This window comes from Reyranella soli, from assembly GCF_007992495.1.
GTDB classification, from domain to species: Bacteria; Pseudomonadota; Alphaproteobacteria; order Reyranellales; family Reyranellaceae; genus Reyranella; species Reyranella soli.
Map to the genome: position 1 here is coordinate 1 of NZ_BKAJ01000064.1, position 13,056 is coordinate 13,056.

General features: G+C 67.6%; 8 protein-coding genes. 3 read left to right on the forward strand and 5 right to left on the reverse strand.

Features of this window, described 5'->3' with window-relative positions; genetic code table 11:
• The 5 genes from RSO01_RS17555 to RSO01_RS17575 form a co-directional block, all read right to left on the reverse strand.
• The coding region (locus RSO01_RS17555; RefSeq protein ID WP_147150420.1) for an ABC transporter permease at positions 1-560 on the reverse strand (560 nt) is incomplete at its 3' end.
• Between the two features lie 12 nt (positions 561-572).
• Positions 573-2,183, reverse strand: coding sequence for an ABC transporter substrate-binding protein (locus RSO01_RS17560; protein WP_147150421.1), 1,611 nt, complete (start codon positions 2,181-2,183; stop codon positions 573-575).
• 180 nt (positions 2,184-2,363) lie between these two features.
• Positions 2,364-3,776: an amidase gene (locus RSO01_RS17565; protein ID WP_147150422.1), complete on the reverse strand. Its 1,413-nt coding sequence runs from the start codon at positions 3,774-3,776 to the stop codon at positions 2,364-2,366.
• 25 nt (positions 3,777-3,801) lie between these two features.
• Positions 3,802-5,481, reverse strand: coding sequence for a hydantoinase B/oxoprolinase family protein (locus tag RSO01_RS17570; RefSeq protein WP_170303148.1), 1,680 nt, complete (start codon positions 5,479-5,481; stop codon positions 3,802-3,804).
• Positions 5,482-5,486: 5 nt separating this feature from the next.
• Positions 5,487-7,544, reverse strand: coding sequence for a hydantoinase/oxoprolinase family protein (locus RSO01_RS17575; RefSeq protein ID WP_147150424.1), 2,058 nt, complete (start codon positions 7,542-7,544; stop codon positions 5,487-5,489).
• A 116-nt stretch (positions 7,545-7,660) separates the two neighbouring features.
• On the opposite strand from RSO01_RS17575, the gene RSO01_RS17580 reads away from it, so the two are divergent.
• The 3 genes from RSO01_RS17580 to RSO01_RS17590 form a co-directional block, all read left to right on the forward strand.
• Positions 7,661-9,382 carry an N-acyl-D-amino-acid deacylase family protein gene (locus RSO01_RS17580; protein WP_147150425.1) on the forward strand — a complete coding sequence of 574 codons (1,722 nt, stop codon included), beginning with the start codon at positions 7,661-7,663 and terminating at the stop codon, positions 9,380-9,382.
• Positions 9,383-9,500: 118 nt separating this feature from the next.
• Positions 9,501-10,556 carry an alpha/beta fold hydrolase gene (locus RSO01_RS17585; protein ID WP_147150426.1) on the forward strand — a complete coding sequence of 352 codons (1,056 nt, stop codon included), beginning with the start codon at positions 9,501-9,503 and terminating at the stop codon, positions 10,554-10,556.
• An 85-nt stretch (positions 10,557-10,641) separates the two neighbouring features.
• Positions 10,642-13,056: right-handed parallel beta-helix repeat-containing protein (locus RSO01_RS17590; protein WP_373867925.1), on the forward strand; the 2,415-nt coding region annotated here is incomplete at its 3' end.

Sequence of the window (13,056 nt, forward strand, 5' to 3'; positions counted from 1 at the left end):
AGGGCGGCGCCGCCGGTGAGGTCGGCGCCGACCGTCTTCATGCCGAAGCTCGGCAGCCAGTCCAGCCATACGCTGAACACCAGCACCAGCATCAGGCCGACCCAGAAGGTCGGCGTCGCGTAGAAGCCGAGTGCCAGCACGGTGATCAGGCTGTCAGACGTGTGTCCGACGCGGCGGGCGGCGAGAGCACCGAGGGTGATGCCCCCGATGATCGCCAGCACGAAGGCGGTCCCGGTCAGCAGCAACGTTGCCGACAGCCGCTCCAGGATCAGCCCTGCCACCGGACGCTGTTGGCGGTAGGAGATGCCGAGATCGCCTTGCGCCACGTGGCTGACATAGATCCAGAGTTGGGTCGACAGTGGCTGATCGAGGCCGAACTGCTTGCGCAGCTGGGCGAGGAACTGCGGGTCGGCCGCACCCGCTTCGCCGGCCATGACGCTCGCCGGATCGCCGGGCGCGGCATGGACCAGCAGGAAATTGGTGACGATGATGGCGAACACCATCAGCACCATCTTGGCCACCCGCTGGGCGAGGAAGCGGCCGAGCCGCGCGCCGCCCATATCAGCCGCGCATCATGCCAGGAAGACGTTGTCGAACGAGGCGTTCGGCCCCATCGCGGTGCCGATCACGTTGCGCAGCTTCTTGTCATGGATGGTGGGCCAGGCGAGCTCCATCAGCCAGATCTGCGGCAGCTCCTCGCACAGGATCTTTTGCACCGCGCTGAAGGCCTGTTGCCGAATCGCCGGGTCGCCCGATTCGCGCGCCGTCTTGAACAGCTCGTCGACCCTGGGGTTCTCGTAGCCGCCGGTGTTGGTGAAGGTGACCTTCTTGATGTTGGTCGAGACGTAGCTGCGCTCCACCCCCAGGGTCGGATCGCCGTACTGCGAGAGGAAGTTGACGCTGGTCTCGTAGTCCCAGTCGCCGATGCGGCGGGCCCAGGCGCCGGCATCCGTGGTCTCCAGCACGACCTCGATGCCGACCTGGCGCAAGGCGGTGCGGAAATACTCCGACAGCCGCGTCCAGACCTCGCCATAGGGCAGCGCCAGGTGCTTGATGGTGAACCGCACGCCCTTGGCATCGGGTTTCAACCCGGCCGCATCGAGGAGCTGCATGGCGGCCTTCGGGTCGGGACCGGGCAGCTTCGCGACGGCCGGATCATAGAACTTCGTGGTCGAGGCGATCGGGCCGGTCGCCACCTTACCGATGCCGAACCACAGCCGGTCGCGGATGAAATTGCGATCGATCGCGAGGTTGATCGCCTGGCGTACGCGCACGTCGCCGAGCGGCTTGACCCGGTGGTTGATCTCGATCCACGAGAGCTGCGAGGCGTATTCCCAGCCTTTGAGCTGGACCTCGAGATTGGGCATGGCGCGAAAGCGCGGCACGTCGAACGGCTCGATGTCGTTGGCTTGGGTGAGCTGCACCTGGCCCGTCTGCAGCGCCAGTGCCCGACTCTGGCTGTCGGGGATGATGCGGTAGATGATCTCGTCGAGGTAGGGTTGGCCCGGCGCCCAGTAGTCGTCGAAGCGCTTCATGCGGATGAAGTTGCCGCGCTGCCACTCGACGAACTGGAACGGACCGGTGCCGATCGGCTTCTGGTTCGCCGGATTGGTGCGGTATTCGGTGCCGTCATAGATGTGCTTGGGCACGATGGCGCAGGCGGTAACATCGAACATCAGCATGAACGGCTCGAACGGCCTGTCGAGCGTCAGCACGACGGTGAGCGGATCGGGTGCCTTCGCCTCCTTGATGGTGGCGAAGATCGGCCGGGCGCGCGGTGAGAGCTCCATGTGGAACTTGGTGATCGAGAAGATCACGTCGTCCGCCGTCATCGGGTGGCCGTCGTGAAACTTCACGTTCTCCTGCAGGCGGAAGGTGTAGGTCTTCTTGTCCTCCGACAGCGACCAGCTCTTGGCGAGCTTGGGCATCGGCTGCAGGTCGAAGGAGTACTCGCACAGGCCCTGGTACAGCTTGCTGGCGGCGAGCGCGGTCGGGCCCTGGTTGTTCACGCCCAGCACCAGGACGGGCGGCTCGGGCGTCAGGATGGTGTTCAGCGTGCCGCCCTTCTTCGGCGTCTGCGCGTTAGTCGGCCGCGCCGCCAGCATTTCAGGCACGACGCTGGCAGCCAAGGCGCCGGTGACCACGCTGCGTCGGGCGAGCAGCCGTCGCGTCAAATCACGCATTGTGATCTCCCGTTGGGGCGCGTTGACGGCGAGAGAGAATTGCCGCGACGTGCCGAGGCAACAACCTTCGATAAGCTGCACATGTCGGTGCAATTCATGTGCCATCGGCGCAATCAACGGATTGCGCGTCGTTCACGTCGACGATGACCGTCTGTCTGTGGCGGCGCTGCGAACGATATCTCAGTCGATCGGCGGGCGCCTGTGCGCCCACGGCCGCGCCATCTCGAAAGCTGCCGACATCTGCAGCACACCGAGATCGTCGAACCGACGGCCGACGATCTGCAGGCCGACCGGCAATCCGTCCTTGGTGAAGCCGCAAGGCACCGACGCCGCCGGGTTCTGCGACAGGTTGAAGGGGTAGGAGAACTCCGCCCACGACAGCCAGTCCCAGGGATGCTGCGGCCAATGCCTGGGCTGCAGCAGCTCGGCCGGGAAGGCCGCGACCGATACGGCGGGCGTCAGCAGGAAGTCCCAGTCGTCGAAGAAGTGGCTGATCTCGGCGCAGTAAGCGTACTTCACCAGCCGCGTCTTCTGGTACTCGGCCATGGTGATCTTCGCGCCGGCCTCGATGCAGGCGACGAAGCCCGGATCCATGCGGTCGCGGAACTCCGGGATCCTCTCGGCATGGCGCGTGAAATGCGCCGGCCAGAAGAAGCGGGCGAGCTCCGGGCCCTTCGGTCCCCACGGCGTCTTCACCTGCTCGACGCACCAGCCCAGGTCCTTCTCGAAGGTAGTCACCGCCTGGGCGACCAAGTCGGCCACCTCCGGATCGACGCGGGCATGGTCGAGGTCGGGGCTGTAGGCGAGGCGCGGTGCGCGCGGCCGCCGCTGCAGATGGCGCGGATAGTCGGCGGGCAGGGCCTCCAGGCTGGTGTGATCGTCCGGATGCGGCCCCGCCATGGTGCGCAGCATCAATGCGGCGTCGCCGACCGTGCGGGTGAGCGGCCCGAGATGCACCGTGTGGTCGCTCGCCGCCACCGGCGACTGCGGCACGCGGCCATAGGTCGGCTTCAGCCCGAACACGCCGCTGAAATGCGCCGGCATGCGGATCGACCCCGCGCCGTCGCTGCCCTGGTGCAACGGCCCGTAGCCCGCCGCCGCGCCGACGCCGGCTCCGGCCGACGAGGCGCCGGCATTCATGCCGTGCTTCCAGGGATTGTGCGTGATGCCGGTCAGCGGGCTGTTGCTGACGCCCATCCAGCCGAACTCCGGCGTCGTCGTCTTGCCGAGGATGACGGCGCCCGCACCGCGCAGGCGGGCGACCATGGCGTTGTCGGCTGTCGCGACCTCGCCGCGCCGCAGGTAAGTGCCGTACTCGGTCTGCATGCCGCGCACTGCCTCGTGGTCCTTGATCGTGACAGGCACGCCGTGCAGCGGCCCGATCGGCCCGCCAGTGGCCAGCGCGCGGTCGGCCGCCTGTGCCGCGTCCATTGCTTCTTCAGCAGCGAGATAGGCGAAGGCGTTGAGCTTCGGCTCGAGTCTTTGGATGCGATTCAGGACCGCCGAAGTGATTTCGACAGACGATAGTTTCTTGGCGCGGATGGCGTCGGCCAGCTCGGTCGCGGGGTTAAAGCAGAGATCGGTCTCGTTCATGACGAGACCTTATCGCCGGCATCCCCTACCGGCGAGCATACTTGTCGTGCACCTCAGCCGTGCTGACCTTGCCGTCGGCGATGTCGATCGCCACGGCCGCGGGATCGCGCGTAGCCGGGACTCCGTTGCCGCCGCCGCCCGCCGTCTCGATGACGATGCGATCGCCGCGCACCAGAGTCGTCATCATCTTGGACGGGATGACTTCCTCGCGACCGTCGGCCCGATGGATGACCGCGTGCGCCTTGGCGCCCTCGCCGCCGCCCAGCGCCCCCTGGGGGGCATAGAAATGACGTTCGCCGCGATAGGTGAATGCGACCTCGCCATCGAGGATCTCGTACTCCTTGACCACGCCGAGGCCGCCGCGATGCCGCCCGGCGCCGCCCGAGTCCTGGCGCAGGGCGAGCCGATGGACGCGGATCGGCACGTCCATCTCCATGGCTTCGACCGGCAGGTTCATGCAGTTGGTAACGTCGGTCTCGATGACGTCGACGCCGTCGGAGTGCGGACCCGCGCCGCTGCCGCCGGCTATGAGCTCGCCGGTGACGTAGGGCTTGCCTTCGTGGCGGCCGCCGAAGGCCAGCACCACCAGCTCGCCCGAACTGTCGGCCGGCACACGCTCGGGCAGCACCTCCTTCAGCGCGCCCAGGATGCAGCCGGTGATGCGCTTGATCGTCGCCGTGCGCGAGTTCACGGGCGCGGGCTCGAGCGGATTGACGACGCTGCCCTTGGGCAGCTCCAGCGTGATCGGCCGGAAGCAGCCGGCGTTGGTCGGGATCTCAGGGTCGGTCACGGCGCGCACGGCGTAGCAGGCGGCGGCCAGCGAGCCCGACGGCACGCAGTTGAACGGCCCGCGCACCTGTGGCGAGGAGCCGGTGAAGTCGCAGTGGAAGGTGCCGTCCTTCACCGTCACCGCGACCTCGATGCGGATGCCTTTGTCGAGATCGATGCCGTCATTGTCGCTGTGATCGACGTAACGGTATGTGCCCGCCGGAATGGTCTTGAGCGCCGTGCGCGTCAGGATCTCGGAGCGGTCCAGCAACTCGTCGAAGATCGCCAGCGCATGATTGTCGCCGAGATCGGCGGCAAGCGCGGCGATGCGGCGGGCGCCGACGTTGCAAGCCGCGAGCTGGGCGTTGAGATCGCCCATGACGGCGTCGGGAATGCGCACGTTCTGGCGGATGATGGCGACCAGCGTCTCGTTGTATTGGCCGGCGTCGCGGAACTTCAGCGGCGGCAGGCGCAGGCCCTCCTGGAAGATCTCGGTGGCGCGGGTCGGGATCGACCCCGGCGACATGCCGCCGACATCCTGGTGGTGGGTCATGGTGGCGGAGATGGCGATCGGCCGGTCGTTGAAGAAGATCGGCTGGACCAGGGCGATGTCGGGTAGGTGGGTGCCGCCGAGATAGGGATCGTTCATGCAATAGACGTCGCCCGGCCGCATCGCGGTGAGCGGAAAGACCTCCAGCATCTTCTGGACGACGGGAATGAGCGTGGCGAGATGGATCGGGATCGCGATCGACTGGGCCAGCGTCTCGCCGCGTATGGTGAACAGGCTCGAGGAAGCGTCCAGGCCCTCCTTGACGATCGGCGAGAAGGACGAGCGCAGCAAGGTCTGCTGCATCTCGTTGGCGATGCCTTCCAGCTTGTTGCGCACCACCTCGACGGTGATCGGGTCGAGTCCACCTTTGCCGTTCGTTTCGGCCATGTCGGTCATCCCTCTTGCCGCGTGACGATCAAGTTGCCGGCGCCATCCACCATACAGGACCAGCCCGGCTCGACCAGGGTCGTCGTGTCGGACTGCTGGATGATCGCGGGGCCTGCGAACGAAAAACCCTCAGGCAGGGCGTTGCGATCGTAGACGGTGGCGCTCACGAACCCGGGCTCGCCTGCCACCATGATCTTGCGCTGGCCGATTTCCGTCGGGCCGCCGGAGGCGGCAAACCGCATTTCGTCGAGGATTTCGCTGCCGCCGGCGCGATGGACTGTGCGCACGCCTACGATCTTGGCCGGAATCTCGACGCTGTGGCCGTAGATGCGGTCATGCGCTTCGAGGAAATCGCGATAGAGGCGGCCCGCCGGGTCGGCATCGTCGGGGTGGAGCGGTATCTCGAGATTGTACGACTGGCCGATGTAGCAGACGTCGGCGAAGTAGCTGATGGTGACCTTGTCGGCGTCCGCCTTCTCGGCAGCCATCAGCGCGGCCGCCCGCCGGTCGATCTCGCCGAGCTTTTCGCGCAGGGCGGCGAGATCGAATGTGGCGATCGGCGTGGCGAACTCGGCCGTGATCTCATGCTCGATCGGCGCCGCCAGCAGGCCGGCGGCCGACAGCACGCCGGGTAGGCGAGGCACGATGATGCGGCGGATGCCGAGCTCGCGCGCCAAGGCCGTGGCATGGATGCCGCCGGCGCCGCCCAGGGGCACGAGGGCGTAGGTGCGCGGATCGATGCCCTGCCGCACCGAGACCAGGCGGATGCCTTCGGCCATCTGGGCGTTGAGCACACGATGGATGCCGAGCGCCGCCTCCGCCGTCGTCATGTTGAGCTGCTTCGCCACTTTGGTGTCGATCGCCTCGGTTGCCTTGGCCGGCTCGAGCCGCAGCCGGCCGCCGGCAAAGAAGTCGGGGTCGAGGTAGCCCAGCACCACGGAGGCGTCCGTCACCGTTGCATTCTCGCCGCCGCGGCCGTAGCAGGCAGGGCCAGGCTCGGAGCCGGCCGAGTGCGGGCCGACGCGCAGTCCGCCCGAGGCGTCGAGGTGGGCGATGCTGCCGCCGCCCGCGCCGAGCGTGGTCACATCGACCATCGCCACGCGCACGGCATAGCCGCCGATCACGCCCTCGGAGCGCAGCATCGGCTTGCGCCGGCTGATCAGCGCGATGTCGGCCGAGGTGCCGCCGACATCGATCGTGATCAGGTCGTCGGTCGCCGCCGATGCGCCGACGATCTGCCCGCCGATCACCCCGGCCGCCGGACCGGACAGGAACAGGCGGACCGGCCGCTGGCGCGCGACCTCGGCAATGGCGAGCCCGCCGCGCGACTGCATGACCTGCAAGGGGGCATCGATGCCGGCCTTGGCGAGGCCCTTCCCGAGGCGCGCCAGATAGGTGTCGACCCGGGGTTTCAGGTAGGCGTCGAAGGCGGTGATGACGGTGCGCTCGTATTCGCGGAAGGCCGGATCGACCTCATGGGAGAGCGACAGCGCCAGCGCGGGATGGCGCTTGCGTATAAGCTCGGCGGCGCGGCGTTCATGCACCGGATTGCGGAACGAGAACAGAAAGGAGATCGCGAGCGCCTCCACGCCTTCCTGCACCAGCTCGTCCGCCGCTTTCACGACGGCAGCCTCGTCGAGCGCCGTCAAAACCGTTCCGGAGGCATCCAGGCGTTCGGGGATCTCCCGCCGGTAGCGGCGCGGCGCCAGGAACACCGGGGCCTGGGGATCGAGGATGACGCGATAGACGTCGGTGCGCAGTTGCCGGCCGATCTCCAGCACGTCGCGAAACCCCGCGGTGGTGAGCACGCCGATGCGCGCGCCCTTGCGCTCCAGCACCGCATTGGTGGCGACCGTCGTGCCGTGCGCGAAGCGCCCGATGCCGTCGGCGTCGACGCCCCAGCGCTCGGCAAGCTCGGCGATCGACTTGATGACCGCCTGGCTGGGATCGTCGCGGGTCGTCGGCACTTTCAGGACATGCAGCGCGCCGCCGCGCTCGCGGCAGACGATGTCGGTGAACGTGCCGCCGATGTCGACGCCGATCTCGAAGCGGCCCAATTTCATGATGCGACCTTTGCCATTCGCCGGAAATCTTATAGAGGATCGCCGGCTTGCGGGACTGGTTTGCCGGTGGCAGTTTCGCTGGACTGCGCCGCATCGTCTGCTGAAGGAGAGATGCCTTGGCCGCTCAATTCGACTTGGTCGTACGCAATGGCACCGTGCTCGACGGCACGGGCGCTCCGGCACGGGAAGCCGACGTCGCCGTGCGGGACGGCCGCATCGCCGCCGTGGGCAATGTCACCGGTACCGGCCGAGAGGAGATCGACGCCAAGGGCCTCGCCGTCACGCCGGGCTTCGTCGACATCCACACCCACTATGACGGTCAGGCGACCTGGGACCAGCGCTTCGTGCCGTCCTCGGGCCATGGCGTCACCACCGTGGTGATGGGCAATTGCGGCGTGGGCTTCGCGCCCTGCCGGCCGCAGGACCGCGACACGCTGATGAAGGTCATGGAAGGGGTGGAGGACATCCCCGAGCTGGTGATGCGCCAGGGCGTGCCGTGGAACTGGCAGAGCTTCCCCGACTATCTCGACGCGCTGGCGCAGCGCCAATGCGACATCGACTTCGCCACCCAGGTGCCGCATGCGCCGTTGCGAGTCTTCGTGATGGGCCGCCGTGGCGTCGACCGCGAGCCCGCGACGACGGCCGACATGGCGGCCATGGCCTCGCTGGTGGAGGAGGGGCTTTTGGCCGGCGCGCTCGGCTTCACCACCTCGCGCTCGCTGTTCCATCGCTCGTCCGACGGTGCGCTCACGCCCACCATCACCGCCGCCGAAGAGGAGCTGGCGGCGATCGCCCGCGGCATGCGCCGCGTGGGCAAAGGCGTGATCCAGCTCCTGGACGACTTCCAGGATGCCACACCCGAAGGCTCGACCGAGTTCGCCATGCTGCGCCGCCTGGTCGAGATCTCGGGGCGGCCGCTGTCCTTCACCCTGCTCGACATCTCGCTCTATCCCGGCCGTTGGAAGACGCTTCTGGAAGAGGTCGAGCGCGCCAATCGCGATGGCCTGCCGATCAAGGGCCAGGTCGCGGCGCGGCCGGTGGCGATCCTCTACGGGCTGGAGCTGTCGTTCCATCCCTTCTCGACTTGCCCCAGCTATCGCGCGATCGAGGGCCTGCCGCTCGAGCAGAAGCTGGCACGGCTGCGCGATCCCGCAATGCGCGTGCTGCTGCTGAAGGAGGAGCCGGTCTACAGCAATCCCAACATGCTGGCCTTCATGCGCAGCGTCGCCAACATGTTCGTGCTGGGCGATCCGCCGAACTACACGCCTCCCGCCAATGAGCGGCTGGACGCACGGGCGGCCGCGCTGGGCGTCACGCCGCTGGAGCTTGCCTACGACCTCCTGGTGTCGGGCGATGGCCGCACCATCCTGTTCCATCCCGGCGCCAACTACACCGATTGCTCCGACGCCAACATGGCGAGCATGCTGCGGCACGAGAACACCGTGATGGCGCTGGGCGACGGCGGCGCGCATTACGGCCTGATCTGCGATGCGAGCTATCCCACGCACGCGCTGACCTACTGGACGCGCGACCGCAAGGGCGAACGCTGGCCGCTCGCCTGGACGGTGCAGCAGCTCACCGACGTACCGGCCCGCACCGTCGGCCTGGGTGACCGCGGCCGCCTGGCGGCGGGCTACAAGGCCGACATCAACCTGATCGACCTCGACCATTTGCGCGTCGCCGCGCCGCATCCGGTACACAACCTGCCCGGCGGCGGCCGCCGCCTGGAGCAGAAGGCCGAGGGCTACCGCGCCACCATCGTCAGCGGCGAGATCACCTACGGCGACGGCGCCTTCACCGGCGCTCTGCCCGGCCGACTGGTCCGCGGCGCTCGTTAGCCGGGGACATCATACGGGAGCGCGGGCCTCTGGCCCGCCTCTTGATCATGAGCGGGCCGGAGGCCCGCGCTCCCAAAATGATCTAAGCTCCTCCCAACGAAAGTCAGGGAGGTTCCCCATGAAGCGCGTGCTCGTCGCGTTGGTGCTGGCGTTGTTCGCCGTGCCGGTGGTCGCTGCCGACTATCCGGCGCCGAAGACCGGCGAATGGATCGCCCGCGACTTCAAGTTCCACACCGGCGAGGTCATGCCCGAGCTGAAGCTCGCCTACACCACCATCGGCGAGCCGTCGGGGCAGCCGGTGCTCGTCCTGCACGGCACCACCGGTTCCGCGGCCAGCATGCTGACGCCCACCTTCGCCGGCGAGCTGTTCGGCGCCGGCCAGCCGCTCGACGCCGCCGAGTACTACATCATCATCCCCGACTCGATCGGCCACGGGAAATCCTCCAAGCCGTCGGATGGTCTCAAGGCCAAGTTCCCCAAGTACAACTACGCCGACATGGTCGACGCCCAGTACCGGCTGGTGAAGGAGGGGCTGGGCATCAACCATCTGCGCCTGGTGATCGGCAACTCGATGGGCGGCATGCACACCTGGGTGTGGGGCGTAAAATATCCCGACTTCATGGATGCGCTGGCGCCGATGGCCTCGCAGCCGACGGCGATGGCCAGCCGCAACTGGATGCTGCGCCGCCTGATCATCGATTCCATCCGCAACGATCCCGACTGGAAGGACGGCAACTACACGAACCAGCCGAAGGCCTTCCGCACGGCCGTGGTGTTTTACAACATCGCCACCAATGGCGGCACGCTCGCTCACCAGAAGATGGCGCCGACGCGTGAAGCCGCCGATAAGCTTCTGGACCAACGGTTGGCCGCGCTGACCAACGCCGACGCCAACGACCACCTCTATCAGTGGGAATCGTCGGGCGATTACGATCCGTCGCCCGGCCTGGCGCGCATCAAGGCGGCCGTGCTGGTCGTCAACGCCGCCGACGACGAGCGCAATCCGCCGGAGACCGGACTCACCGAGACTGCGCTGAAGCAGATCAAGAACGCCCGCCTGTTCCTGATCCCGGCCAGCGAGGAGACGCGCGGCCACGGCACGACCGGCATGGCGAAGTTCTACAAGCAACCGCTGGGGGAATTGCTGCAAGGCGCGCCCGTGGCCGCGAAGTAGGGTCATGCCATGGTCACAGCGCGGCCATGGCGACCCTTAACAGGAAGAGGTTAGGGAGAAGGAGGTCAAAGCGCGCGGGTAGTCCATGAGTACGGGTACGGAGTTCGGCGACATCCTCTCCGCGGCGATCCACGGCGGGTATGTCGCCCACCTGACGGATCAGACCTACACGATCAGCTCGCCCATCGTCATTTACGTCGACAGCACCGTCCAGGGGGCGCTGGGCATCGACGGCGGCGGCGCCACCCTGGTCTCGCAGGTCACTGACGGTTCTCCCTTGATCCAGATCGTCGTCGGTCCGGGCGTGGATTTCCGTTACCTGACGCTGTCGAACTTCACGCTGCAGGGCACCGGCAGCGACGGCAACGGCATAGAAATCATCGCCGACGGCAATGACCGCTGGGCCTACAACTGGACCATCAGCGACGTCGCCGTCCATGGCGTCGGTGGATACGGCCTCTCTGTCGTGGGCAGCGCGTTCGAGGGGCTGGTCTCTGATTCGTGGATGAACAACAACGCGCTGGGCGGCGCGTACTTCTCCCACAGCGCGAATGGCGGCGTGGCGAGCGCGCTGCGCTGGTTCGGCGGCGGCGCCCAGGACAATGGCGATGCCGGCATCGTGCTCGATAACGGCGCGCGCGACCTCGGCGTCGAGCGCGCCCGGTTCGCAAACAACGGCGGCGCCGGCATCAGCGCCCTGTCGGGCATCACCGCGGTCGGCAACAGCACGTTCGAGAACAATGGCGGCGCCGGCATCGACTTCCAGAACTACGGCAACTTCACCGACAACGTCTTCTCGACCTCGGGGCGGCAGACCGTCGGCATCGACGGTTTCCTCGCCGGCACGGCGACCCTCGTGGGCAACAGTGGCAGCGCCTTGGCCGACCTGCAGGGCAGTGGCGTCCTGTTCATGACCGGCAACGACGGCAAGGTCGTCACCGGGCCGAACCTCGTGCCCAACGCGACGGGCGGGGACATGGCCCACGTGACGACGGGCACGGCGGGCGTGGCGCTGCCCACGCTTGCCGCCATCACCGCCGCGACCACAGCCGCCAAGCCCAGCAGCACCGGAACGGGCACCGTGGAGAGCGCGCTGCGGGCCGCGATCGCGGATGGCTACGTCGCCCATCTCACGGACGCGACCTACACCGTCACCACGCCGATCGTCATCAACGTCACCCGCTCGAGCCAGGGGCCGGTCGGCATCGATCTCGGCGGCGCCAAGATTATCTCGCAGATCGCAAACGGCGCGCCGGTCATCGAGATCATCGTCGCTCCCGGCGCGGATTTCGGCGGGCTCACGCTCTCCAACTTCTCGATCCTGGGCAACGGCCAGGAGGGCGACGGCATCAAGATCGTAGCCGACGGCGCCGACCGCTCGCTCCACGACTGGACGATCAGCAACGTCAATATCGAACATGTCGGCGGGATCGGGCTCGACGTCCTGGGCAATGCCTCGCAGGGCACGGTGTTCAATTCCTGGATGCACGACGACGCGGCGGGCGGCGCCCGCTTCGCCAACAGTGCCGGCGGCGGCGAGGTGAGCGCGCTCGAGTGGGGAGGCGGCGGCGTGCGCAAGAACGGCGTTGCCGGCCTGATCCTCGACAACGGCGCGCGCGATCTCAGCGTCAGCGGCGCCTACTTCGTCGACAATGACGGGCCCGGCCTCATGGCGCCCGCGGGCATCACCTCGGTGCGCGCGAGCGGCTTCGAGAACAACCTGGGCAGCGGCGCGATCGTGCTGGGTTCCGCCAGCTTCGCCGGCGACACCTTCGCGACCTACGGCCGACAGCCGACGGCGATCGGCGGCTACCTGTCGGGCGACAAGATCGAGCTGACCGGCGTCGGCAACGAATATTACGGCCCGGGGGCGGATACGACAGTGCTGGCCAACCTGCAGGGCCAGGGAACGCTGGCCATCGCAGGCGGCGGCAATGTCGTGGTCGGCCCGAACGTCGCCGTGACGGGCCTGCTGGCGGCGGAAATCGAGGCGCAGGGGGCGACAGCGCTGGTCGAGATCGCAGGCGGCTACTCTCTTCATCCGGTGGGAGCATCGACGGGACCTCAGATCATGTACGAGGACACGCCCATCGCGGCCAGCGCGTCCCGGGCGTGGCTGCCGATCGCCGCCGAGCCGCTGGGCGACGGCTATCAAGTGGCCTGGAAGCTGTCGGGCGCCGATCAGTACGTCGTCTGGACCGTGGACGGCGACGGCAACTGGCTCTCGCAGAGCGGGGTACTGTCGGGGGCAAGTGCCGGATTGCGGTCGCTCGAGCCCGGCTTCCATCAGGACCTCAATGGCGATGGCTCGATTGCGCACACGACGGTGATCGAAGCGGCTGGGTCGACGGCCCTGACGCAGGTCGCCAACGTCTATCTGCTGCCCCCGCATGATAGATCATTGGGGCCGCAGCTGACTTCTGGCGGCTCGCTCATTACCGCTGGCCAGTACGGCGGCAGCTGGGCGCTGATCGGCGGCGAACAGGTCGGCAGCGGCTAC

Coding starts and splice junctions, on each gene's coding strand:
- RSO01_RS17560 (WP_147150421.1), bottom strand. CDS start 2,183: ATGCGTGATTTGACGCGACGGCTGCTCGCCCGACGCAGCGTGGTCACC.
- RSO01_RS17565 (WP_147150422.1), bottom strand. CDS start 3,776: ATGAACGAGACCGATCTCTGCTTTAACCCCGCGACCGAGCTGGCCGAC.
- RSO01_RS17570 (WP_170303148.1), bottom strand. CDS start 5,481: ATGGCCGAAACGAACGGCAAAGGTGGACTCGACCCGATCACCGTCGAG.
- RSO01_RS17575 (WP_147150424.1), bottom strand. CDS start 7,544: ATGAAATTGGGCCGCTTCGAGATCGGCGTCGACATCGGCGGCACGTTC.
- RSO01_RS17585 (WP_147150426.1), top strand. CDS start 9,501: ATGAAGCGCGTGCTCGTCGCGTTGGTGCTGGCGTTGTTCGCCGTGCCG.